The 24,053-nt window shown below is 68.7% G+C and carries 20 protein-coding genes and 3 pseudogenes; 15 read left to right on the plus strand and 8 right to left on the minus strand.

All coding sequences use genetic code 11. The annotated features are described in order from the left end of the window. Positions 1-475 precede the first annotated feature (475 nt). The 4 genes and pseudogenes from BCD48_RS30455 to BCD48_RS47490 form a co-directional block, all read left to right on the plus strand. Positions 476-703, plus strand: a complete 228-nt coding sequence (locus BCD48_RS30455) for a hypothetical protein (protein ID WP_131804126.1) — start codon at positions 476-478, stop codon at positions 701-703. A gap of 116 nt (positions 704-819) precedes the next feature. Further along, positions 820-1,128 carry a transposase gene (locus BCD48_RS30460; protein ID WP_071051836.1) on the plus strand — a complete coding sequence of 103 codons (309 nt, stop codon included), beginning with the start codon at positions 820-822 and terminating at the stop codon, positions 1,126-1,128. Continuing rightward, entirely contained in the window at positions 1,112-1,276 is a 165-nt protein-coding gene (locus BCD48_RS52565; RefSeq protein ID WP_198543470.1) for a hypothetical protein, read from the plus strand. Before BCD48_RS30460 ends, BCD48_RS52565 begins: the two co-directional genes overlap by 17 nt. Further along, positions 1,260-1,412: pseudogene (locus BCD48_RS47490) on the plus strand (DDE-type integrase/transposase/recombinase); the annotation flags it as partial. The gene BCD48_RS52565 and the pseudogene BCD48_RS47490, both read left to right, overlap by 17 nt. Before the next feature lie 95 nt (positions 1,413-1,507). Here BCD48_RS47490 and BCD48_RS30465 read toward each other — a convergent pair. The 5 genes and pseudogenes from BCD48_RS30465 to BCD48_RS55995 all read right to left on the minus strand — a co-directional run. Then, positions 1,508-2,389 carry a helix-turn-helix transcriptional regulator gene (locus BCD48_RS30465; RefSeq protein WP_071051837.1) on the minus strand — a complete coding sequence of 294 codons (882 nt, stop codon included), beginning with the start codon at positions 2,387-2,389 and terminating at the stop codon, positions 1,508-1,510. A 700-nt stretch (positions 2,390-3,089) separates the two neighbouring features. Beyond that, positions 3,090-3,287, minus strand: a complete 198-nt coding sequence (locus tag BCD48_RS55070) for an AMP-binding enzyme (protein ID WP_198543464.1) — start codon at positions 3,285-3,287, stop codon at positions 3,090-3,092. 9 nt (positions 3,288-3,296) lie between these two features. Next, positions 3,297-3,497: pseudogene (locus BCD48_RS47500) on the minus strand (IS3 family transposase); the annotation flags it as partial. Between the two features lie 69 nt (positions 3,498-3,566). After that, the gene (locus BCD48_RS54235; protein ID WP_071051839.1) at positions 3,567-3,878 is read right to left on the minus strand and encodes a DUF6262 family protein; all 312 of its coding nucleotides are present in this window, start codon (positions 3,876-3,878) and stop codon (positions 3,567-3,569) included. A gap of 468 nt (positions 3,879-4,346) precedes the next feature. Continuing rightward, positions 4,347-4,838, minus strand: a pseudogene (locus BCD48_RS55995) (tyrosine-type recombinase/integrase); the annotation flags it as partial. Positions 4,839-4,849: 11 nt separating this feature from the next. Here BCD48_RS55995 and BCD48_RS30485 point away from each other — a divergent pair. Then, entirely contained in the window at positions 4,850-5,140 is a 291-nt protein-coding gene (locus BCD48_RS30485) for a MazG nucleotide pyrophosphohydrolase domain-containing protein (protein ID WP_071051841.1), read from the plus strand. A gap of 93 nt (positions 5,141-5,233) precedes the next feature. Next, complete coding sequence (locus BCD48_RS30490; RefSeq protein WP_241842117.1) at positions 5,234-6,595, plus strand: recombinase family protein; 1,362 nt, start codon at positions 5,234-5,236, stop codon at positions 6,593-6,595. An 8-nt stretch (positions 6,596-6,603) separates the two neighbouring features. Here the strand turns inward: BCD48_RS30490 and BCD48_RS30495 are convergent, their stop codons facing one another. Next, a complete protein-coding gene (locus BCD48_RS30495; RefSeq protein WP_071051842.1) occupies positions 6,604-7,212 on the minus strand; it encodes a VOC family protein in 609 nt (202 codons plus the stop codon). Further along, positions 7,209-8,189 carry an acyl-CoA thioesterase gene (locus BCD48_RS30500; RefSeq protein WP_071051843.1) on the minus strand — a complete coding sequence of 327 codons (981 nt, stop codon included), beginning with the start codon at positions 8,187-8,189 and terminating at the stop codon, positions 7,209-7,211. Before BCD48_RS30500 ends, BCD48_RS30495 begins: the two co-directional genes overlap by 4 nt. A gap of 111 nt (positions 8,190-8,300) precedes the next feature. On the opposite strand from BCD48_RS30500, the gene BCD48_RS30505 reads away from it, so the two are divergent. The 6 genes from BCD48_RS30505 to BCD48_RS30525 all read left to right on the plus strand — a co-directional run bounded on the left by BCD48_RS30505 (position 8,301) and on the right by BCD48_RS30525 (position 20,205). After that, on the plus strand, positions 8,301-9,263 hold the full coding sequence (locus tag BCD48_RS30505) for an NAD-dependent epimerase/dehydratase family protein (protein WP_241842118.1): 963 nt from the start codon (positions 8,301-8,303) through the stop codon (positions 9,261-9,263). Positions 9,264-9,266: 3 nt separating this feature from the next. After that, entirely contained in the window at positions 9,267-10,421 is a 1,155-nt protein-coding gene (locus tag BCD48_RS30510) for a sulfotransferase family protein (RefSeq protein WP_071051844.1), read from the plus strand. Positions 10,422-10,509: 88 nt separating this feature from the next. Next, positions 10,510-11,691 carry a DUF1214 domain-containing protein gene (locus BCD48_RS30515; protein ID WP_071051845.1) on the plus strand — a complete coding sequence of 394 codons (1,182 nt, stop codon included), beginning with the start codon at positions 10,510-10,512 and terminating at the stop codon, positions 11,689-11,691. 136 nt (positions 11,692-11,827) lie between these two features. Then, entirely contained in the window at positions 11,828-12,493 is a 666-nt protein-coding gene (locus BCD48_RS30520; RefSeq protein WP_071051957.1) for a nitroreductase family protein, read from the plus strand. A gap of 293 nt (positions 12,494-12,786) precedes the next feature. Then, positions 12,787-13,197, plus strand: a complete 411-nt coding sequence (locus tag BCD48_RS55075; protein ID WP_083419443.1) for an alcohol dehydrogenase catalytic domain-containing protein — start codon at positions 12,787-12,789, stop codon at positions 13,195-13,197. 423 nt (positions 13,198-13,620) lie between these two features. After that, complete coding sequence (locus BCD48_RS30525; RefSeq protein WP_071051846.1) at positions 13,621-20,205, plus strand: wHTH domain-containing protein; 6,585 nt, start codon at positions 13,621-13,623, stop codon at positions 20,203-20,205. Between the two features lie 57 nt (positions 20,206-20,262). Here BCD48_RS30525 and BCD48_RS30530 read toward each other — a convergent pair whose 3' ends face one another. Further along, positions 20,263-21,099 (minus strand): SMP-30/gluconolactonase/LRE family protein, encoded by an 837-nt coding sequence (locus tag BCD48_RS30530; RefSeq protein ID WP_071051847.1) that lies wholly within the window; start codon positions 21,097-21,099, stop codon positions 20,263-20,265. 136 nt (positions 21,100-21,235) lie between these two features. On the opposite strand from BCD48_RS30530, the gene BCD48_RS49840 reads away from it, so the two are divergent. The 3 genes from BCD48_RS49840 (at position 21,236) to BCD48_RS30545 (ending at position 24,016) form a co-directional block, all read left to right on the plus strand. After that, positions 21,236-21,604 (plus strand): DUF4345 family protein, encoded by a 369-nt coding sequence (locus BCD48_RS49840; protein WP_071051848.1) that lies wholly within the window; start codon positions 21,236-21,238, stop codon positions 21,602-21,604. A 364-nt stretch (positions 21,605-21,968) separates the two neighbouring features. Continuing rightward, positions 21,969-23,429 (plus strand): MFS transporter, encoded by a 1,461-nt coding sequence (locus BCD48_RS30540; RefSeq protein ID WP_083419445.1) that lies wholly within the window; start codon positions 21,969-21,971, stop codon positions 23,427-23,429. 77 nt (positions 23,430-23,506) lie between these two features. Next, positions 23,507-24,016, plus strand: coding sequence for a MarR family winged helix-turn-helix transcriptional regulator (locus tag BCD48_RS30545; protein ID WP_241842119.1), 510 nt, complete (start codon positions 23,507-23,509; stop codon positions 24,014-24,016). Positions 24,017-24,053 lie beyond the last annotated feature (37 nt).

Raw genomic sequence — 24,053 nt, forward strand, 5'->3', positions numbered from 1 at the left:
CGAGTGGTGTGACGGTGACGGCGTATCGGAGTTTTCCAGGGTCCTTCTTCGAGGCAGGGCCGACGGTCCTCACGGGACGGAGCGCTCGATTCGGTAAAGATCGACCCGATCGCCGCCAGGTACGACATCCGTAACGAGGAGCGGCCCTCGTGCGTGACCCCTGGATCCAGGGCGCTGGCAAAGTTGCTCGTTAGCGATTCAGATTCTTGATCGTTTGTGGGGCCGTTCGGGTGGCGAGCGCGGTGGCGTAGGGCCTGGGCGATGTTGGTAGTGCCGGCCTGGCGCAGGATCGTGATCGCGAGGTTGCGGAGGCTGGCCATGACCCTTGGGACGTGGCCGGTGCGGGCCTGGTGGCGGTCCTCGTCGTAAATAACGTCGCGGACCCAGTGGAGCTGGTTCTGACCGTCCAGTGGCCACGGGCGATCTCAGCGAGCAGGGCGGGGTTGGCCTGGTGGGTCGGCAGGCTGGTGTCCGTGTGGATGGTCTCGGTCTTGGCCGGGCCGCCGGCGATCGGCTGGCGGTGGCGGGTGATCTGGATGGCCTGGACAGCATGGCGAAGCCGATCCCGGCGCGGATCTCGGTGGCCTTCACGGTCCGGCGCTCGACGCGGCCTTGGCCGCGGCTGGTCGTGCGGGCTGCGGTGCGGACCTGGGACCAGGGCAGGGCGGTGAGCTGGGCGACCAGCGTCGGCTGGTTTCCCTAGACCCCGCGGCGATGCCGGGCCTCCGGAAGACACGGCAGCAGCCAGCTGACTGAGGTGCCCCGGAGTTTCCGGACAGGGGATCCACTAGGATTCTTACTGGAAGGGAACGGGATCGAGTGTCGGGAAAGTCGAAGAATTTTACCCCGGAGTTCAAGGAACAGGCCGTCAAGATGGTGGTCGACTCCTCGCCTCCACGGCCGATCGCTCAGGTAGCCAGGGAACTCGGGATCAACGAGACCACGCTCGGATTCTGGGCGAAGGCGTACCGAGCGAAGCGCGCAACCGACCCCCCGCCCTCGGGAATCCCCGAAAGTGATCGGGTACGAGATCTGGAGCGCCGCGTCCGCGAACTGGAGACCGAGAACACCTTCCTGAAAAAGCGGCGGCGTACTTCGCAAGGGAGCATCGGTGACGGAAAGATGTGAGTTCATCGATGCCGAGTACGCCGACATTCTCACGGAGCGCTACGCTCCCACGATCATTCAGATGTGCGAGTGGCTGGACGTCTCGAAATCCGGGTACTACGAGTGGAAGTCACGGCCGGAAAGCGCGGTGGGAGGACAACCGGGTTGAATCCGACCACAGCCGACTGAAAGCCAGACTGCGGCCGACGCGTGGTCCCAAACGCCGCCGCTCCGCCCAGACCCTCGGCGCCGGGCGCGATTTCGTACGGAACATCCGCCGCTGTCATTACGAACTCGGCATCTGATGTCGAGGCGTTGCTGTGGACCCCGTCGATGCGGACGGTCGAGGTGATGCGCGAACGGCGCTACCTCGCGAGGCTGTAGTGCGTTACCCCCGGGCTCACTTCTGGTTCGGTGCTCGCAGGGCGTCGGCTGGGTTGTGGGTGGCGGCCCAGCTGGCGAGGAACTTGAGGGCGTCGTCGTTGGGTGAGCCCGCTTCGGCGCTGAAGGCGATTAGGGCCAGGCCGGGGTCGGCGGGTAGTTCCAGGACCTCGTAGGACAGGTGCAGGTCGCCGACGAGGGGGTGGTGGAAGTGCTTGAGTCCTGTGCGGTGCAGGCGGACATCGTGGGCGGCCCAGCGGACGCGGAAGGCGTCGCTGCGGGTGCACAGTTCGCCGACGAGGTCGGACAGTGCCTTGTCGTAGGGGTCGCGGCCGGCTTCGAGGCGCAGCATGGCCACGCTGTCATCGGCGGCGCGTTCCCAGTCGATCCAGAAGTCACGCGCGCGGGGGTTGAGGAAGGTGAACCGGGCGTGGTTGACCGGTCGGGCCGGGTCGGCAAACACGGGCGCGAACAGTGCCTCCGCCAGGGGGTTGGCGGCGAGGACGTCGAGGCGCCCGTTGTTGACGAGGGCCGGTAGCTCGGTCATCCCGTCGAGGATGCGCGCCACGCTGGGCCGGATCTGGTGGGCCGTGGGCTTGCGCCGGGTGCGTGCGGCCGGGCCGGCGGCCCGGGCGAGGTCGACCAGGTGCGCCCGTTCGGCCTCGTCCAGTCGCAGCGCGCGGGCCAGGGCAACCAGCACGCTCTCGGAGACGCCGCCGAGGTTGCCCCGCTCGAGTCGGGCGTAGTACTCGACGCTGACTCCGGCCAGGTCGGCCACCTCGCTGCGGCGCAGTCCCGGCACGCGCCTGCTGCGGCCGTGAGTCGGCAGGCCAGCCTGCCCAGGGGTGATCCTGGCCCGGCGGGAGCTGAGGAAGGCCTTGACCTCGTCGCGGTTGTCCACAGCCCCCAGGCTAGGTCGGGCCCGCTGGAGGAGGGATGCCCTGTCAGTACACCTCCCAGCAGTGGCTTCTTCGCGTTGCCGGCACCCGGTTGCATGGTGTCCACCGCCGCGGGCCGGGGCACGGGGAGACTACGAGTCCGCGTCGCGACCGAGCTGGGTTCGCACAACAAGTCAGAGATCCGTAACCAGAGCCGCCGGACCGGCGTCGCGCATCAATCCCACGGGCTCGCCGTTCCATGGCAGGCGGCCTCCTGCCGCAGGCTGGACACGGGCGCGATCACACGCGCCGGCTACGAGGGCCAGCGGCTCATCGACAACTTGATCTACGAGGGTCTTACCTTCTGAGCCTCCCACCGCGCATGCTCGTCACGCGCTGCGAAGGTATCTCCGCAGCCGGATCGGAAAGATTGCACTAGCTGAATGGCCGGTCCCGCGGAGCCTGGTGATCAACACGAGTGCAGCGATGTCGCGCCCAGCATGCTGGGGGCGACATGCGTCAAAACGACAGCCCAGCTGGCCCCGACGACGGACTGCTGCGCCTGATCGTCAGCGAGACCCCGAAGACCGCTCAACGCGATCACCAGCCCGCCGGCCGCGGGTACTACTCCACCACGTCCTGCGCTGGTCACGCTGGCGCCGCGCCTCCAGGCCACTGCCGCCGGCGGCGGCACCGTCAGATCACGAAAGGGCCGCTGCCGCATCAGGCGTGGCCTGTTTCGGTGGTGTTCGCGGCGTTGAGGAGGTTGATGGCCTCTTCGCGCATCTGGATTTTGCGGATCTTGCCGGTGATGGTCATGGGGAACTGGTCCACGATGTGGACGTAGCGGGGGATTTTGTAGTGGGCGAGCCTGCCGGCGCAGTATTCGCGCAGGTGAAGCGTTCCCAGTTTTGTAGACAGCCATCTAAACTATGCCGCCAATGCGGCCTTTCTGTCAAATTTCTCCTCGTACTCGACGGGAGTCAGGTAGCCGATGGTGGAATGTAGCCGTCTGCGGTTGTAGTACGTCTCGATGTAATCGAAGACGCCGGCGCGGAGGTGCCCTAGGCCGGTGAAGGCGTGGAGGTGAATGAACTCCTTCTTCAACGTCGCCCAGAAGGACTCGGCGGCGGCGTTGTCGTAGCATTATCCGGCTAATAACGTGTGCTTTTGTCTGATTTTGTGGCTGGGCTTTCGGGATCAGTTGGTGATGCTGGTGGGCCTTTTTTCGAGGCGGCGGAGTCGTTCTTCGTGCTGGCGGACGCGTGTGGCCAGGGCGTTGAGGGTGTCGGTGAGGTGTGCGATCTCGGTGGCGACGCTGGTGAGGGTGCGTGCGTTGCTCGCGTGGTTGCGGTGCTCCTCGACGAGGGCGCGTAGCTGGGCGTTGCGGTAGAGGGTGGTGCGCGAGATCCCGGTGGCCGCCGCGACGGCGGTGAAGGTGATCTGTCGGTTGGTGCTGGTCAGCGCGGCGAGAGCGCGCTCGACCTGGCCGTGGATCGGCTCGTCGGTCATCCGGCCTGTGCCTGGGCGATGAGGGCGTCGAGACGGGCGACGAGTTGGCGGTGCCGGTCGACCTCGGTGACCCAGCCGCGGGCAGCGGCGTCGTGGGCAAGGGCGTCGGCGTCGGCGCGCTGGGCGGAGAGGATCTGTAGGTGGGCGGTGTCGGTGTGGAAGCTTGGGCAGTGCTCGCAGATGTTCGCGTAGGTGCAGGCTCCCTGGGCTGGGGCGCGCAGGCAGAAGCCGCCGGCGAACCGGGTTTTGAGCGCGGGGCGTCTTTCCAGTCCGCTCCGCGGGTGATGTCGAGCAGCGGGAGGCCGGGGCGCCCGGCGGGCAGGGTTCCGAGCTGGCTTTTCGCGAGGTCGAGGGCGCGCTGGTATTCGGCGCGGACGGTGGTGTCGAACAGCCGGCCGTAGCGCAGCTCATTTCCGCGGAGACGTGTCCGAGGAGGGCCATGAGTGCCTGGAGCGACACGCCTGCGTTGACGAGAGCGGTGGCATAGGTGTGCCGGAGCTGGTGGGTCGTGATGTGGCCGAGTCCGGCGGTGTCCGCGGCGCGGGCGAGTTCCGCGCGCACCGCGTTCTGGGAAAGCCGGCGGCCGTGGTGGGTGAAAAGGAAATCGGCGGGCCGGCCGGTGCGCGGATGCGGGAGCGGCCGGCCAGGCGAGCGGGTCTCGGCGATGCGGTCGAGCAGGTCGAGGGTGTCGTCGTCGAGGGGGACCATCCGCTCGGTGTCGAGCTTGCCGAGCGGGACCTTCAGCCAGCTTCCCTGGGCGGGGACCTCGTGGACGCAGTCGAGCTCGAGGTCGAGCAGTTCGCCGATGCGCAGGCCGCAGGCACGCTGGAGCAGCAGCGCGTCGGCCGCGAGCCGGTTGGGTGAGCTGGCGAGCTCGTCGGTAAGGCGCCGGTCGGTGTCGAGTGGCAGGTAACGCGGCAGGGGCCGGGGCAGGCGGGGCAGGTCGGAACGGAACAGCAGGCGGCGGGGCGGTGTCTGCTCCCAGCCCCACCCGCAGCGTCCACGACCAGACCTGGCGCCTCCTCGAAGAGGCCGGCGAACTCGCCCGCGCCGTCCGCAAAAACGACGGTCAACGCGCCCCGGCTGGAGAGGTCACGGGCAGCATCGACGAAGAACTCGTCGACATCCTGATCTTCGCCTGCTCCATCGCCAACCGCCTCGACCTCGACCTCGCTGACGCGCTCCGTGCCAAAGAAGCCCTCAACGAAACCCGCACCTGGCCCACCACGACCCAAGCCCCAGGAGGTCCCCCGGCACACTGAACGTCACGGTCCCTCACTGCTGCGGCGACCCACGGCGGCTTCGCCAGCGTCCGGCTCGCGGTTCGCGCACACTCACGCGGGATCAGGAACCGTGTGGGCTTGATAGAAATCCTCGAATGCCTGGGCAACACGTCGGTCTCCGGCACCGTCACCCTGCTCGAAGAACTCGACCAGGCCGGCGTCGTGTTCCGCTCGGCGACCGAGCCGTTCGACACCGCGACCCCGATGGGCCGCATGCTGCTCCAGATGCTCGCGATGTTCGCGCAGTTCGAGCGCGACACGATCATCGACCGGGTCATCGGCGGCATGGAACGCAAAGCCGCCAAGGGTCTTTGGATGGGCGGCAACCGTCCCTTCGGCTACCAGGTCGACCGCGCCAACTGGAAACTGCTCGTCGACGAGAAGGAAGCGGCCATCGTCCGCCTGATCTTCAACCTCTACGTCCGCGACCGGCTCGGCACCCGCGCCATCGCCAAGACCCTCAACGAGCGCGGCCACCGCACCACCACCGGCGGCCACTGGTCCGGCCACCAGGTCATCCGCGTCCTGGACCACCGCGTCTACCTCGGCGAGCTGACTTTCCGCGAGATCACCGTCATCGACACCCACGAACCGATCATCGACCAGGCCCTGTTCGCCGAAGCCGAGAAGATCCTCATCATCCGCACCGACGGACACGCCCACCGGGCCGCCAGCGACTCTGACTACTACCTCACCGGCCGCATGCGCTGCCCACAATGCACCAAGGCGATGCTCGGCTCCAACGCCAAAGGCCGCAACCGCACCTACCGCTACTACACCTGCTTCACCCGGCTGCGCTACAGCCGCGACCGCTGCGACGCCCCCCGCCTCGACGCCGACGCCCTCGACCAGGCCGTCCTCACCGCGCTCGCCGGCTTCTACCGCGACCACCACCAGCTCATCGCCGACGCCGTCCAGCACGCCCGTCAACGCCACGATGACGCCCACTCCGACCGCGCCGGCGAACTCACCACCGTCCAGACCGACCTGACCCAGACCGACCAGGCCATCGACCGCTACCTGTCAGCATTCGAGCGTGGCACCCTCGACGAAGAAACCCTCGCCACCCGACTCGCCGCCCTGCGCATCAAGCAGAAGCAGCTCCGCCGCCGCCACACCGAACTCACCGCCCAGATCGGCGACGAACCCGTCATGCCCCCACGCGCGACCCTCCGCAAGATCGCGAACCACATCGATACGATCATCGAAGTCGGCACCGATCTTCAGCGTAAGGCCCTCGTCGAAGCCCTCATAGACGAAGTCAAGATCCTCGGCCCCGGGCGGCTCCAACCGATCTTCCGAGTCCCAAGACCCGAACCGACAGAGGCCGCCACAGCCGCCCTACCAGCCACAACACCCTCGAAGGGGACGGTTCGTACAATGCCAAACATGGTGGGGCGGGTGGGGCTCGAACCCACGACCGGAGGACTGTGAGCCTCTGGTCAGGGGACCCGGTAGCCGTTGCGGGTGAGGAGGCGGACGGGGTCGGTGCCGTCCCACTGGGCGCAGGTGGCGGCGATGCGCGCCAGCTGCTCGAGGAATCCCGGTGACTGTTCGACGACCTCGGTGATGAACCCGAAGTCGTCGAGCGTGTCGAAGTAGCCGACCCGGATGCCGTCCGCGGAGGTGAGCTCGCAGGCGAGCTCGTAGCCGTGGCCCAGGTATAACGCCCGCTTGCTGTCGTAATCGGGCGTCACGGTGCAGAGCTGGTGGAAGCCCGCCCGGCCGGTAAGGGCCTGCTCGCGGAAGATGCTGTCGCGGTCACAGCGCTGGGTGATGAGCTCGATCTGCACCGGGCCGGCCTGGGCCACGCCGACCTGGAGGTTCACCCCGGTGGCGGCGCCCCGATACGTGCAGGCCTGCTCGATGGGTGGCAGCACATGAAACGGGCCGACGCCGAACACCGTCGCCCATCGGCGGGCGGCGGCGACGAGATCGTCGACGACGAAGCCGAGCTGGAACAGCCTGTACTCGCCCTCCGGCCAGGGCTGTTGGAAGAGATGGTGCTGGAACGCGAGTGGCGCGGGCGGGCCAGCCGGAATGCTGGTCATTGCGTCAACGCTCCGTGCTGGCCGCTCTCGCCGTTCGGGCCCTTCAGGATCTTCGGGCGCACGAGCACCTCCTGAGCGACGGTGGCCACCAGGTGCCCGTCGGCGTCGTGGATCGCTCCGCGCACGAGGCCGCGGTGGCCCGCGACGACGACCGTCTCCTGGGTGTGCCGATGCCAGCGATCGAACCGTACCGGGCGGTGCAGCCAGATGGCGTGGTCGAGGCTGCAGGCCGACGCGTAGTCCGGCACGTAGTCCGGGTCTGCGCCGCCGGGGTAGGACCGGAAGGCCATGTCGAGCAGGAAGTAGTCGCTCGCGTAGGTGAGCAGTGCCGCGTGCAGGCCCGGGTCGGCGCCGACGTCGCGGGGCAGGCGCATCCAGTGCGAACGTTCCCCGGCGGCCGGGGAGCCGCCCATGAAGACGACCGGTTCGGCCAACCGCATCTCGAGCGGCGGCGGGCGGTCGACCCAGGCCAGCGCCTGCGGCCGCAGCTCCGGCGGAGCCTTTTCCGCCCAGTCCTGCAGCAGTGGCAGCCGCTCCGGGTCCGCCGCCGGGACGGAGGGGTCGGCCGGGGGCTCGGGGCCGGCGCCGTCCGCGTGGAACGTGACGATCGCGACCAGGAGCACGCGATCGCCCTGCTGGACCGTCACCCGCCGCGTCGACATCGTCCGGCCGTCGCGTATCCGGTCGACCACCAGCTCCACCGGGACGCCTGGCTTCCCCGCCTGGACGAAGGACGCGTGCAGGGAGCACGGCTCCTGGCCGGTGACGGTCACGTGCGCCGCCACGAGTGCCTGGGCGAGCGACTGCCCGCCGAAGATGCGGTTGAACCGGGCCGGCTCGGAGCGGACCCGGAACAGGTCGGTGCCGGCTGGCTCGGTGCCGGGCGGCCCGAGGCTGAGCGGCTCGAGGTCGAAGGCCGCGAGCAGCCCGTCGAGCGACCCGAGGATCGCCCGGCGTAGGGCGGGGTCGATGCTCATACGGCCATCACACCATCCGCCCACGGTTTGGATCAAATATCCGTGACTGGTCACAGTGATGGCTCCAAACTAGGCTCCACGTCCCGTGAGATGCCAAGAAGGACGATTGCCGTGTTGACCGGCGAGAAGATCCTGATCACGGGACCGGCTGGCCGCATCGCCTACGGGCTGGCCCGCTCGCTGGCTCGCGAAAACGAGGTCTGGGGCATCGCCCGCTTCACCGATCCGTCCTCTCGGGCGAAGGTCGAGGCGCTCGGCGTGACGACCAGGGCGGTCGACATCGCCGACGGCCCGCTCGACGCGCTGCCCACGGACTTCACCCACCTGCTGCACCTCGCGGCCGACTTCAGCGCGGACGACTACGACCGGGCGATCCGGGTGAACGCCGAGGCGACCGGCCGCCTGCTGGAGCACTGCCGGTCCGCGAAGGCCGCGCTCGTGATGTCGACGGTCTCGACATACAAGCCGCACCCCGACCCATGGCACGCCTTCCAGGAGAACGATCCCCTCGGGGACGCGATGGCGCCCCCGTCGGCGCCGTACTCGGTCTCCAAGATCGCCCAAGAGGCGGTCGCCCGGTACTGCGCCCGCTCGTTCGGCCTCCCGGTGACCATCGCCCGGATGGGCTGCGCCTACAGCGACCAGGGCGGCCTCCCGGTCTGGCACCTGGAAGCCGTCGCGGCTGGGCAGCACATCCGGACTCGCTGGGACCCGATGCCGTACAGCCCGATCCACGACGACGACATCTGCGCGCAGGTCGAGCCCCTGCTGGCCGCCGCGAGCGTGCCGGCGACGATCGTGAACTGGGCCGGCGACCAGGCCGTGAGCGTCCAGCAGTGGGCGGCGTACTTCGGTGAGCTCCTCGGAGGCCCGGCGGTGGTGGACGTCGAGCCGATCCCGGGCGCGTCCGTCGGCTCCGTCGGCGACCGCACCAGGCGCGCCTCGATCACCGGTCCCTGCCAGGTCGGCTGGCGGGAGGGCTTCCGCCGGGTCGCCGAACAGCTGCTCCCAGACCGGCTGACCGCCGGCGAGCTGACCGTCGGCGGGCTGTCCGCGGGCGAGCCGAGGAGCTGAGCGATGCGCTACCCGACCAGCGAGCAGCTGCTCGACGCGGCGGCCGCGGCGACCGGCCTCGCCGACTTCGGCCCCGGCGACTTCCGCGCGGGCCTCGACGTCCTGCTCGACAGCCTCGAACGGGACGGGGACCTGAGCCCAGGCACCGACGCCACCGTCGTCGGGGTCTTCCACCGCCGGCTGGTCAACCGCCTCGAACTGGAGGCGTGGTACCGCGAGCACCCCGAGACCGCGGACCTGCCAGTGCGCGGGCCGGTGGACGTCAACGGCCTGCCGAGAACCGGCACCACGGCGCTCGCGAACATCCTGTCGCTTGACCCGCAGTTCCGCGGGCTGCGCGGCTGGGAGCAGTCGAAGCCCTGCCCGCCCCCGGAGTTCGACACCGAGCTGACGGACCCGCGGCGGTTGGAGCTGGTGAAGGAGTACGAAGAGGTCCCCGCCCACCTGAAGGCGATGCATCTTTACGACGCGGACGCGACGATGGAGGACAGCGAGGTCCTCGGCATGTCGTTCCACGGCCAGCAGATGACGTTGCCGGTGTACGGCTATCACGCCTGGTGGCGCGGCGCCGACCTGACGGACACGTTCGCGTACCACCGGCGCGTCATCCAGCTCCTGCAGTCGCGCCGGCCGCCGAACCTGTGGCTGTTCAAGGCGCCGCACCACAAGTTCCACCTGGAGCCGCTGGCCGCCGCCTACCCGGACGCGCGGTTCGTCATGACACACCGCGACCCCGCGAAGGTGGTTCCGTCCTACGCGAGCATCGTGTCCGCGATCCTCCCGCCGCCGACGGGGGAGCGGGACCACCGGCGGCTCGGCCGGGAGATCAGCGAGCACCTGCGCGTCGGCATGGAGAACGCCATCGCGTCGCGCGCCCGCCTGGGCGAGGACCGGTTCTTCGACGTCCACCATCGCGAGCTGGTCAGGGACCCGATCGGGACCGTGTACCGGGTCTACGACTTCCTCGGCCTGGACCTGCGACCGGAGGTCGAGCGGGCGATGGCCGACTGGCACGAGGCCAACCGGTCCGGCGCCCACGGGGTCCACCGGTACACCGCCGAGCAGTTCGGCCTGGACGAAGAGCAGATCCGCGCCGACTACGAGTTCTACATCCGCCGCTTCGGCATCGAGGTCGAGCGCAAGAAGGTCGAGCGCTGAGAAGCCGGGTGTCGAGAAGCCGAGCGCCGAGAAGTCGAGTGTCGAGAAGTCGAATGCTGAGAAGTCGAATGCTGAGGGGATACGGACGATGAGCCTGCCCACCTGGTCCGAGCAGCTGAAGGCGCTCGACGGCGTCGCCGACAACCTGATCGCCCAGTGGCGGCCGGGCGGCGCCTCCGAGGCCGAGACACAGGACATGAACAAGCTCGCGCTGTCGATCCTGGCCGGCGGCTACCTGTGCCGGGTCTACACCGACGCCCGCCGACCCGTGTTCATGCCGCTGTGGAACTACGCCTTCAACCAGGGCGGCCCTGACCCCGACTACGTCTACTCGACGGCCGAGGTCGACGTCGACGGCGTGTACGAGATCTCCGGCTACCGCGGCACGACGCGGTTCGTCGAGATCACGCAGCAGAGCTTCGACATCATGAGCCCGGCGGACATGAGCGGGGGACCGGTCCCGTCCACCCACGACCTGGACGAGCTCCGGCTCGGCGACGACGGCTCCTTCCGCGTCCTGCTCAGCGCCGAGCGCCCGGACGGCCACACCGGGGACTGGTGGCGGCTGGAGCCGACCACCCGCCGCCTGCTCATGCGGAAGTGCTCTTGTGACTGGATCCGGGAGGACGACGCCCGGGTGGCCATCAACCGGCTGGACGACGGGGGAGCCGACATGTCGCCGGCGGAGACTGCCCGGCGTTTCTCGGACCTGGCCGCCTGGGTCGAAGGCATGATCGCCTTCGACATGAAGCTGGTGCGTTACTACCGCGAGCACCACGGCATCAACACGCTGCTGCGCTCGAAGAAGATCGACGAGATGGGCGGGCTGCCGAAGCAGGTCTACTACGACGGCATCCACGAGATCAACGATGACGAGGTCCTGATCATCGAGACCGAGGTGCCAAGGCAGAGCCGCTACTGGCAGGCACTTGTCGCCGACGACCGCTTCTGCACCGTCGACTGGGTGAACAGGCAGTCCAGTCTCAACGACGCGCAGGCCCGCCTCGACGGGGACGGGAAGTTCCGCGCCGTCATCTCGCGGCTCGACCCGGGCGTGCCCAACTGGCTCGACAAGGCGGACTATCCCTGGGGGGTCATCCAGCTGCGCTGGAACCACGCCAGCGACCATCCCGACCCCACCATCATGAAGGTGCCGTTCGCCGGCATTCGCGAACACCTGCCCGCCGACACGCCCCAGGTCACCCTGGCCGAGCGCGCGGCACAGCTGCGTGCTCGCCGGGAGGGCGCACAGCTCCGCCGGATCTGGTGACCGGCCCGCCGCCCTCCGGGTCAATGATCGGCCACCGACCAGAATCATGATCGGCCATGCCGCCGGGCCGGCGGCGAGAATCGCCGGAGGCCGACCGGCGGCCTTGAAGAGGCTTGAAGAGATCGGAGAGATCGGCATGGAGATCCACGAGGCGCTCTACACGACGAGGGCGATGCGGCGGGTGCGTCCCGACCAGATCCCGGCCGATGCCCAGGCCCGCATTCTCGATGCGGCCATCCGGGCCCCGAGCGGTGGCAACACACAGGGGTGGCGTTTCCTCCTCGTCGACGACCCCGCGGTCAAGGGCCAGCTGGCGCCGCTGTACCGCCGTGCCCTGACGACCTTGTGGGAGACCTTCTACGCCGACCGCCTGGCGGCCGCCCGAGCCGATCCGGGCTCCGAGGACAGCGCCACGCTGCTGCGGATCCAGCGCTCGTCGGACTGGCTGGCCGACCACTTCGCCGAGGTGCCGCTCTTCCTCTTCGCGTTCGTGCGGCACGACCCGACCGGTGGCTCGATCTACCCGGCCGTCTGGAACGCCCAGCTCGCCGCCAGGGCGGAAGGCATCGGGAGCTCGCTTACCAGCGTGCTGGGGGCGTTCGCGAAGGAGGAGGTGCTGGAGATCCTGGAGGTTCCTCCGGGCGAGGGTTGGATCAACGCCTGCTGCGTCAGTTTCGGCTACCCGACCGGGCGCTGGGGTGTCGCCGGGCGGCGGCCGGTGCACGAGGTGGCGGCGCGCAACCGCTGGGACGGCCCGCTGGGCTTCGAGGTGCCGTCGCCGCTCTGGCCGCCGAGCGAGTAACCAGCCACCTCCACGGAGTTCGCCGATCTCGCCGAGGCGCCGACGATAGCTCTCCGTGATATTTGGCAGATGGCGTGGAGGCTCGCCGCGTGCCACGGATCGCCGTTTGATGCTGTCCTGTCTGGTGGACGAGGCCTCCTGCGCGCGCGTCGCCGACCGAAAATCCCGCATGGTCGCACCGACAAGACCCCTGGTTGCTGTGAGCCTGGGTGCGGTCAACGAGAGATGAGGAGTGTCGAGATGGCAACTATGAAGGCTGCGGTGATCCCGGCGGGGTATTAGAGGACGTCCCAATGCCCGTGGCAGAACCTCACCAGGTGCTCGTCAGAATCCATGCCAGCGGCATCTGCTACACCGATGGGCTCCTGGCGCAGATGGTCCTGTCGTTCTGGGATTTTCCGTTCGTTCTCGGGCACGAAGGCGTCGGCGAGGTCGTCGCGGTCGGCGAAAGCGTCACAACGCGCAAGGTAGGTGACCGAGTCGGCCTCCCCATCACCACATTGTCAGCTGGGGGTACTCGCCGTGTTCGCGGTCGACAGCACGATCAAGACGTATCTGGCCTTCGGCCCGCCGCGACAGCGAGTTCCACACCCATCGGATCCCGGCGCCGGCTCGACGGCCGGCTCGCTCGTGGGGTTGCCGTGGCCACCGGGCGTCGAGGTCGCGGCACGCTGCCGGGCCGGCCGGGACGGTGTTCCCGGTGATTTCTTCGGCCTGTTTCGGTCCGGCGCCGGCCGTGGCCGCTCAGGACGTCACCTGTTCGGCCGGGCACGACTCGACGAGGCGAGCTGCGCATTGGTCGTCGGCGACGTGTGCGGCAACGGGGTGCGGGCGGCTCGCGTCGCCCGAGCGGCGCTACGTACAGTTCGGGAACACGCAGGTCAGAAGCTGCCAGCGGGTGGACCTTGCCTATCAGCATCCGATCCGATTGATCGTGCTTGTAGGAGTTGAGATCACGATCCACCCGGTCGGCGCCCGGGCGGCGCCCGGGCGGTCTGAGGACCGCGGTCGCTGCGTGGCGTGGATGAGAACAGTCCGCGACCGCTGCTGACGGGTCGGCGGCGTACCGCCGTCGGCAAGGTCGCACTTTCAGCCGGGAATCGTATGCGAGCTGCCATACTTACCCTGTGTTCGACGGGGGTCACCACACCACAGGATCCGCTGATCGGTGGGACTTCTTTGTCTCCTACACCCAGGCGGATCGTGCCTGGGCCGAGTGGATCTCCTGGCAGCTCGAGGCGGCAGGCTTCCGCGTCCATCTCCAAGCATGGGACATGGTGGCCGGGACCAACTGGACGCATGCCATGCAGGACGCCATCCGAGACTCAGCCCGCACCCTGGCCGTGTTGTCGGCTGCATACCTCGACTCGGCCTATGGAACGCAGGAATGGCAGGCAGCCGTCGCTGCGGACCCGGACAGCGCCCGCCGACGGCTGATTCCGGTCCGAATCGAGGACTGCGACCGCCCTGGTCTGCTCGGGCAGGTTATCTCGTTCGATTTGTTCGGTATGGCCGAGCACCGCGCCCGCGGCGAGCTGCTGATGAGGGTCCGCGAAGTGATCGCGGGCCGCGCCAAGCCGACCCATGAGCCCGTCTTTCCCGGTGTGTCTGTCTTGTCTGGACCGGGCGTGACCTCGCCGGCCTTCCCCGGCGCCGAGAGCTATCACAGCGCGTCGACACAGGACCGGCCGGCGGAATTTCAGGCCCTGCTCATTGGCATCGGCTCCTACGAGGACGAACGGCTCCCCGCACTGCCGTGGCTGTCGGGCATGCTCGACAGCGCGGCGGAGCGTTTGGAGTCCGTCGGCTACCGCACCGAAATCCACGATCGCTCCCGGTCGGGCGCGAGCGCCGTGAAAGCGGCTGTCCACGGTTTTCTTCGCAGCGCCGCGGCCGGCTCCACCCTGCTTCTCCTTCTTGCGGGAAACGCGGTCCATCGCGCTGCGCGGGGCGCGGACGTTGGCCGCGACTTCCTTGTTCCTGCGGACGCCACCGTGGGATACCAGCCCTTCTGGGACCTGTGCGTGCCTGTCGACTGGTCCGGACCGCTCGCCCACACCGCAGCCGCTCGGGTGCTGGTGCTCGTCGACGGCATCACCGAGTACGACGACGTCGTCTGCGGTGCGGTCACGGACCTGGGCTGGGCAACCGGCCGCATCGAGCCCGCGCCCGGAGTCGACGTCGCTTACGTCTACCGCAGCCGGGCCGCCGGCGGTGGGGGCGACGACGCTCCCGATCCTGCGGCTCGCCCCTCGCTCACGCGCGCGCTGATCGACGTGCTCGCGACCCGCCCGCTGCCTCGGACACTAGCGGATTTGCACGCGGCGCTCGAAGGCGTCATGGCGAGTCCCGCGCCGGGTTCTGGGGCCGGTAGCGCATCGGATGGTCGGCTCGCCGTCTTTGACCAGCCGAACGCGCAGGGTAGACCTGCCTCGGGCAGGGACGACGGCGCGGGCACAGATCAGTGCTGTCTGCTCCGTCCACTGTCACCCTGCGACCCGCTCCGCTTCCTCCCCTTCCCCGCGCTGCCCGACGAAGACGCCGCGGATCCTCCTCCACACGCCTGGACTACGGCCGCCGAACACCATCGCGCCTGGGAGCGCACAGCCGACACCCTCGCGACCGCCGCGCTTCGGGCTGCCACCGGCGACCTCGTGGACCGGCTTGGCCGGGCACACCACACTGCGGCCGAGGTTCTCGCCGGCGATCCTTGGCACGATCCCGATCTCGCCCGTCGGATGGCGCGCCGCGTCGAGTTCCTCATAGGCAAACTGCCCGCCGGGCCCGAGGAGCTGTCCGCCGCTGAGGCGGCGTTGCTCGTGGTCGGGCCCTACCTGCATCAGACCGTCTGGACGGTTCTCGTCGCCCAGGCAACGGTCGCTCATCCTGGCTGGACCGATGATCTGACCGGCCGAGCCGAACGCGCCGACTTTGACGCGTTCACGACCGGCCACCCCCGGCTTGTCCGCCGGATCGAGAGGGCCGGGCTAGCGGGTGACCAGCCCGCGGCCTCGGCCGTCACCTGGTGGCTCGCGCACAAATGGTGCGAGTCTCATGTGACTGCCCGCTGGGAGAACGTACTACTAGAGCTGCTCCCCGGCGTAACCGCTGAAGGCGGCCAGGAGAGCCTCGCGGCCGAGGTGTTCCGGACGGAACGGCTGGCAGAGATCCTTACCGCGCTGCGCGCGACGGCCACGTTCCTGAACCAGTCGGGGCGGGTCGGGGCGCTGCGGGACGTGGTGATGGTCGCTCCGGCGACGAGTGAGGAGATGCCGCTACGGGAGCGGCTCGTCGGCTACCTCCTCGCGATCGGGCAGAAGATGGCGCTGGAGCTGGCGGCGCTGCCGGCCGTCCTTGTCGAGCACCTCGGCGTCGCGGACGCTGTCGACCTGACGGACGTCCAAACGGCGCTGCGGCGCGCTCAGTGGCAGGGCAGAGGCCGCTCCACCCGCGCCCTCGCGGTCGAGTGCCGCCACCCGGCGCTGCAGGTCGCCCTGGAACGGCACACCGCGGGACTCGACGCCCTCCTCGCGGAGGCCCATCGCGCGACCGCCGAGATCCCGGCGCTTGCAGGGCTGCCCACCCATGCCACGGCCGATGGCGTCCGCGCCACCGAGATCGATGGCCACCCCAGCTACACTTCCGCCGGCGCGCAGTTCCGCCTCGCGGAGGACCGGGTGCAGGAACTGCTCATGGGCGAACAGCTCTATGAGAACCGCGCGCTCGCGGTACGCGAGCTTTACCAGAACGCGCTTGACGCCTGCCGCTACCGTCGCGCCCGCACCGAGTATCTGGCCAGGACCACCGGCCGGCCGTCTTCCTGGACCGGCCGGATCGACTTCCGGCAGGGGTTTGAGCCCGACGGCACGCCCTACGTTGAGTGCCGTGACAACGGCATCGGTATGGGCTACCGGGAGATCTCCGACGTCTTCGCCGAAGCCGGTACACGGACCGTCGACCTTCCCGAGGTCGTCGAGGAGATGGGCCGCTGGGCGGCCTGCGACCCGCCAATCGAGTTCCACCCGAACAGCCGTTTCGGCGTCGGTGTGCTGAGCTATTTCATGATTGCCGACGAGATCCGGGTCGAGACGTGCCGCCTGGGCCCCGACGGGCGTCCGGGTGAGCTATTGCGCGTCACGATCGCCGGCCCGGGCAATCTCTTCCGCATCGAGCCGCTGGGCCCGGGGCGGGAGAGCGGCACCACGGTCAGACTCTATCTGAGCCGGGATCCCAAACGGCCGTCGATCTCGTGCGTGGACATCCTGCGACGGATTCTTTGGGTTGCCGAATTCGACACGTATGCCGCCGAGGGCGCGGCGCTCGAAAAATGGCCCGCCGGTCGGCTCGCTCCTTCGGCACCCGTGGGGACTCTTGACCCGTTCCAGGAACTACTGCGTCGCATGACGACGCAGATCGTCGCGGCCGGTGGTGGCGTATGGTGGTGCAACGGTGTTGGCGCCATCCTCGCCGATGGGCTATGGGCCGGCGAGGCTATCTTCGGCGTTGTGCTGGATCTGACCGGTCCTTTGGTCCCAGAGTTGTCGGTCGACCGCAACAAGATCCGAAAATTGTTGGACGAACCAGCGGTCGATGTCGTGCTTACGGCCGCACTTACCGTCCTGCGGTCGTCCAATGCATTAGAAGTGACGGTCGAATGGTTGACAGCATTCGCCTATTCGTTCCCTCTGGTGGCCGATGCCTTGGTCGAATTGATGGCTGCGGATGGCGAATCTTGGGCGGGAGTCGGGAAAGGACGTGTGCCTGTTAGTCGAAGCGGTCTACTCGCCACGGACAGTGCACTCTGGCTCTTCAATCCCCTTAATCGCCCTGCCGCCCGATCGGGTGTTAGCGCGATCTATCCATTCAGAGTCCCTGACACCATTTTCTTTTCGCGCCTTGCTATCTGGGCGCACGGCGAACCGGGCGGAGACAGCGAACGCGATCACGGACGTCGCGAACGGGTAGTGCCAAGCGACCTGGAAGTAATTCTGATTGCGAGTTACCGCAATAAGCTCGCGCCTGTAGTTATAAGATCGGATGTCGGCTTCCTAGCCGGTAGTCTGCGAACGACGCCGCAGGCGGTCGGTCGGCGAATTCGTCGACTTGGCTTCCAAGTACCCAGCCTGAAGGGCATGGAAACAGCGGACATCTCCGAGCTTGAAAAGACAGTATTGAGTAGGGACCTTGACGGTCAATCTCCCTTGCTGGGCTGGAGATGGCGCGACGATGGCGTGAGTCCCGGCCACGTCCTCGCAGCTGCGAGTCGCCTGATGCTACCGCCCGAGGAGATATGCAATCGTCTCGATCTCCTGGGAGTCGCGGTGTGGCCGCCCCTTGTCGGTCCTGTCGCCGTAGTCCCAATGGACCTCGTTCTGCAGAGCGCCAAGCTGGACGGACGAGGTCCCTGGCTCTCGCCGGGCAGAGTGAGCCGAGCACATGTGCTGCGATCCGCCCTCTACACAGAACTCAGCCCGGCCGAGGTCTCCGACCGTTTGCATAGGTTCGGCTATCGGGTGCCAAGAGCTGAGGGCCTGGAAGGCATCGTCCTCGGTGAAGGCGATGCACTCATCGTGAGTCGGGACACGTCTGACGGGCTGGGCGAGACCCCGGTTCCTACGAGCTATCTCCGCAGCCTGCTACCTGAGGAGCGGGGATCTCGTAGTCACAACGTTGACAGGCTCCGCGAGCTTGGATTTCCGGTCGCGAGAACAATTCGTCTACCGAAAGATCCGTCACCAGATTTTGCGGATCATTTTCCGCAAGTCGGGAAGAGCCACCCACTGTGGACGATGGGGAGCGCCGTAAATCGGGTTCACCTCCTCGGCCTTGCGGGCGTCACCAAGGTCGCTTATCCGGCGTTGATCGAAATGCTGCGCGCGGAAGGCTACACCGTGGCTCGCGTTGCCGAGCCGAGAGGATCTCGTGTCGCGCGGCTCGCCGAGATCAGCTCGTTCAGTCTTGAAAAAATGTTCGCCGGAGGCAGGTGTGAAATTAATGATTTGCTGTATATGGTTGGTGCGGATGGAATTTCGATAGGCGACGTTCTCGCGCTGTTGGAGGAGACTGGAATCGCGTTCCCGGAACTTGGTGGCATGGAGATCACGCACGACGACGGCGTAGTGCTGAGCTCGTCATTTACTGGCTGGGCGGATCTTGCCCACGTGGGAAATTTCATTCCCGCAGCGCAGGTACACGCTGCTGCGAATCGCCTGCGTCGACCTCCTGGGGAGGTCGCGTCTCGTTTGCGCCAACTCGGGCTGGCGGCGGCCGACCCAGCAGGGCTGATGGCATCGCCTATTCGCCCGACCGACATCGTCCTGCTGGCGCGAGACTTCGACGACCAGGACGCTTTTGTTCTCGATGCGCGTGTGCCTGGCGCGCACGTCCTGCGCGCAGCGGCGCAGTCGGGGCAGGAACCGCGCGCCGCCGCCGGCAGGCTCAGCGAGCTCGGCTTTGACGTCGACGCGGTGAGGGATACGGAGCTGACCGCGGCGGAGGAGCGCACGGTCGTTGACCTGCTCGATGTAACGAATGATCCCTTGCTCAAGCAGGGCTGGGCGGGGCTCAGTCGGGCCAGCATCTTAGCGACCGCGTTCCGCGACGCGGCTCGGCGCCAGTCGCGCGGTCCGGCGGAGCTGGCGGCGTGGATCGGTGGGCTGGGAGCAGGCCTCGCCGTCTACGCAGGAGCGAACTTCCCGGATGAGTTGAGCTTTGACGACATCGACCTCCTGACCTGGGCGCTGGACGGCGAGCCGCCGTGGCTGGCGGACGACGACATCGGCCTCGGACACGTCCTGGCTGCGGCCGGGATCACCGGCCGGTCGCCAAGCGACATAGCCAGCCGACTCGGGAGCCTCGGCTTCACCCTCGCCGAGCTTCCTGCCAAGACGCCGGACGACGTGGACGCCGTCGACGTCGTGCTCCTGAGTAAGCATCTTGACGGGAAGGCGCCCCGCCTGACGGACCCACGGGTGCCGTTGGCGCACGTTTACCACGCGGCGTGCGTCCTAGCCTGCGACGTGGCCGAGGTCCGGGAACGGTACGAGCGGCTCGGTCTTGACTTGGTGGGAGTGCCGAGGGAACTGGACCGGATGGGGCGTGAGCACGCGACGGTCGTATTCCATGCGATGGACACCGCCGGGCCGGACGCTGACCAGCTCTGTCCAGCCCAGATCCTGGCTGTGGCCCAGTTTACTGGGTGTGACATCGAGACTGTCCGCACCTCGTTCGCCGACCTCGGTCTGTCCGTGCCGGCCTCGGGCACCCTTCCCGATTTGCCGGCAAGCGCGCTGACTGCCCGGGACGTCATCCTGCTCAGTTCCCGCCTCGATGGACGGGGCCCTTGGCTGCGCGCGGGCGTCGCGCCGGTCGCCCACGTCATCGCCGCGGCCGGTTACCTCCGCTGGTCGCCCCGTCGTGTCGTCGACAGGCTGGCTGAGCTTGGCTGCGCCGTGCCCAGTCTGGTCGACTCCGCACTCGAAACCTTCGTGGACGGCGTGGACCGCCGGCTCGCCGACCTGCTCATCGATTCGGCCGAGGCATTCGTGGACCGGCCGGTCTCACGCGCCGAGGTGCTGGCCTCATCGTTCCGGTTCCGTTGGACCCCAGCGCGGATCGCCCAGCGCATGATCGAGCTTGGCTTCGCCGTTCCCTGTGCCAGCTCGTTGCCGTCCCAGGACGCAGCCGATGAGCACCGGACGGGCGGGAGCTAGCGTTCCGCGCCGGACGCGTGCTGGGTGCATAGTCCTTTGTCTGTTAAAGCGGCCCGGTCAGGGCCTCCCAGCGCCGGGCGCGGGCGCAGGGAACGCCACGACCCGCCCGGTGGGCTGCGCCGGCCCGGGCCCACCCCAGGCCTGGCCGACGACGAACAGGCGAGGGTCCTCGCCGCGGCTGAGCGCGCAGGCGAACGCGCCGTGGTCCAGGTCGATCGTGGCCAGCACCTCGCCGCCCTCGCGGACCCGGACGCAGTGCTGGTTGCCGACGTCGGCGTACCAGACGGCGCCCTCGGCATCCATGCAGATGCCGTCGGGGTGGTCACCGGGCGTCGGCGCCCACACGCGCCGGTCGCCGAGGCCGCCGTCGGCGCCGATGTCGTAGGCGGTGAGCTGGTTCGCGTACGACTCGGCGACGATGAGCGTCGCGCCGTCCGGGCTGATCGCCATGCCGTTGGGGAACGCGAGACCGTCGGCGACCTCGTCGACGCAGCCCTCCGGCGTGACGAGCACGACCAGGCCCGGGGCGAAGTCCCCGCCGGGAAAGTCGAAACCGATGGTGTTGACGTAGGCGTTGCCCCGGTCGTCGACCACGATCTCGTTCCACGGCTTCTCCGAGACCTTGGAAAGGTCGGCATGCTCGACCAGGGATCCGTCCGGCTCATGGCGCAGGATCCGCCGCCGCGCCGAGTCCACGACGAGCAGCCGCCCGTCGGGCAGGAAGTCGATGCACATCGGGAACGAGGGGACGGACACCACCACCTCGTGGCCGCCGCCGGCGCCGAGCGCGATCACCTGGTTCGCTCCCCAGTCGGAGAACCAGATCCGTCCATCGTGCCAGCGCGGTGACTCACCGAACACGACGCCGTCCATCAGCACCTCGGGCGCGCTCATGCCGTCCCTCCCTCTCCCTTTCCTTTCTTCGGTTCTGGGACAGACCGAGCGGGGCGCCGGAACTCATCGCTCGTTGTTCAGTGCCCGTTCCTCAGCCATGATCGCGGCGGGGTGTCGCGCGTGCTAGCGTTCGGCCATGAACGCGGGCCGGGTCAGTAGTGCGGCGCTGATGGTGTCGGGGGCGGCCGGGGTCGTGATGCCGGTTCGGTTTGCCACCGCGCTCGACCTGCCGGCCACGACCGGCCGTGGCCGCGCCGAGACGAGAGCCGGCCTGGGCGGTACCTACGCGGCTCTCGGCGGATGGGCGCTCGTCAGCCGCGCCCCGGCCGCCCGCACCGCCGTCGGCGTGACCTGGCTGGGCGCGGCCGCGGCCCGGCTGGTCTCGTTGAAGGTCGACCGCCCGCGCACCGACTGGATCTTCTGGCTCTCCCTCGCCATGGAGGTCGGGCTGGGGACGGCGGCGCTGGTATCCAGGCCCGAGGCGGGGGAGCTACCGGCCGACTGACGCTCACGGGCCGGCGCGGCGCGGGCGCGCGACCCGCGTGACCGTGTCCGGCGCCCGGGACAAGGCGGCGTCGCGGTGAGGACCTCGGCCACGGGCCGAGATCCTCCCGTGTAGATCCCCCGCCCAGATCCGTCCGCGGCCGGGCAAGGCCGACCTGCCGGGAACGTGGCTTGGTCCCCGCACGCGTTGGCGTTGCTCGCGTCGCCGTCGCCCGGTTCCGTGTCGGCCTTCCGTTGTGGCCTGACATCTCCCCAGGTGATCATCTTTTCTGTGTGGAGGATTTCCATCCGCTTGTGGCTAGTGCGCGACATCACCGCCTCTACATGCATGTAGCATGCATGTCGACGCCCGCGGAAGGAAGACCATGATTCTTGCTGCAGGAGCCAGGAGCACGCCGCCGGCCGTCTCGGTAGCCGTGCTGTGCGCCGGCGGGATGACGGTCTCCTTCACGCAGACGCTCGTCATCCCGATCCAGTCGGAGCTGCCGCAACTGCTCGGCACCTCGCCGTCCAACGCCCCCTGGGTCGTCACCATCACCTTGCTGGCCGCCGCGGTGGCCATGGTCGTCGCGGGCCGCCTCGCCGACCTGTTCGGCAAGCAACGGGTCCTCGTCGTGAGCGCGGCCCTCCTCGTCGCGGGGTCGTTGGTGTGCGCGCTCTCGAGCACGCTTACGCCGATGTTGGTCGGCCGCGCCCTGCAGGGCGTTTCGTTGGGCTTCATTCCGGTGGGAATCTCGCTCATCCGCGAGATCACCCCGCCGCGTATGGCCCCTACCGCCCTGGCCACGATGAGCGCCACGCTGGGTGTCGGCGGCGCGATCGGCCTCCCGCTGGCCGCGTGGATCGTCCATGTCGGCAGCTGGCACACCCTGTTCTGGGTCTCGACGGTCGTGGCCGCCGTCATACTCGTGCTCACGATCGTCGCGATCCCGCACGTCCACGACAGCCACGGCGGCCGTTTCGACCTGGTCGGCGCGCTCGGCCTCGCGGTGGGACTGGTCGTGTTCCTGATCGGCATCTCGAAGGCCACCGACTGGGGCTGGGGCAGTGCCCGCACGCTCGGCGCCATCGCCGGCGGCCTGGTCGTGCTGGTGGCCTGGGGCGCCTTCGAGCTGCGCCAGCCCGAGCCGCTGGTCGACCTGAGGTCCACCGCGAAGCTGCCGGTGCTGATGACCAACGTCGCCGCCATGGCCGTCGGCTTCGGCATGATGGCGCAGTCCATCGTGATTCCGCAGCTGCTCGGGCTGCCCAAGGGCACCGGCTACGGTCTTGGGCAGTCCATCCAGGCGGTCGGGCTGTGGATGGCGCCCGCCGGCCTGATGATGCTGCTGTTCGCGCCGATCTCCAGCGCGCTGATCGGTGGCATCGGCCCCAGGATCACCCTCATGATCGGCGCCCTCGTCATCGCCGCCGGCTACGGCCTCGGAACCCTCCTCATGGACGCCTCGTGGCAGCTGCTCATCGTCACGTGCGTCGCGTCGGCCGGCGTCGGCATCGGCTACGCCGCCATGCCCACCCTCATCCTGGACGCCACGCCGGCGGCCAAGGCCGCCGCCGCGGTCGGCCTCAACTCCCTGTCCCGCTCGGTGGGCAGCAGCGTGGCCGCCGCGCTCATGGGTACCCTGCTGACCAGCAACACCACCGCTTTCGGGCCGACGGAGCTGCCCAGTCAGCGCGCGTTCACGCTGTGCTTCGGTGTCGGCGCCGCCGCGGCCCTCCTCGGTGCCGGGCTCGCCGCGTTCATCCCCCGCCGTCGGCCGGACAGGGCCGGCACCGCCGCGGCGGTCGTGGCCGCCGGCAAGGAGGACGTCCCCTCCGCCGTGTGAACCGCCGTATCCCGCCCCGCGGCTCGCGGAGAGCATGATCGGGGCACGTCGGACGGGGCGCAGGCGAGGTGGGACAGGTGAGCGCGAAGGTCAGAGCGGACGGCGCGCCGGGGGAGCAGCCGCCCATCGAGGAGACGCTGCTGCGGGCCATCGGGCGCGAGGTCCTGCGGCTCAGCCGGCGTCGGGTCCAGACGCCCGAGGGGTCGATACTCGACCGGTCCAGCTTCCGGATCCTGTGGGCGCTGACGGAGATGGGCCCCTCGTCGATGGGGGATCTGGAGAACGTGCTGCAGCTGGAGCAGTCCACGGTCAGCCGCCAGGTGAAGTCCGCGATCAGCCGTGGGCTCATCGAGCTCCACCCCGTGCCCGGCACCCGGCGCCGCCTGCTGAGGCCGACCCCCCAGGGCGAGAGCGCCTACCTGCACGAAGGCACCCTGCGGGGCGAGGTCTTCAGGAAGGCGCTCGCCGAGTTCGGGCGCGACCGCGTCCAGGCGCTCGCGGCCGAGCTGGGCGCCCTCAACGACGCCCTCGACCACGCGACCGCCACCACCGCGACGACCGCCGACGTGCCGCCAGCCGGCAGCTGACCCGCCGGTTCCGGTCGTTACCGCTCGTCGGCGGTCG

The organism is Pseudofrankia coriaricola (genome assembly GCF_001854805.1).
Classification (GTDB): domain Bacteria; phylum Actinomycetota; class Actinomycetes; order Frankiales; family Frankiaceae; genus Pseudofrankia.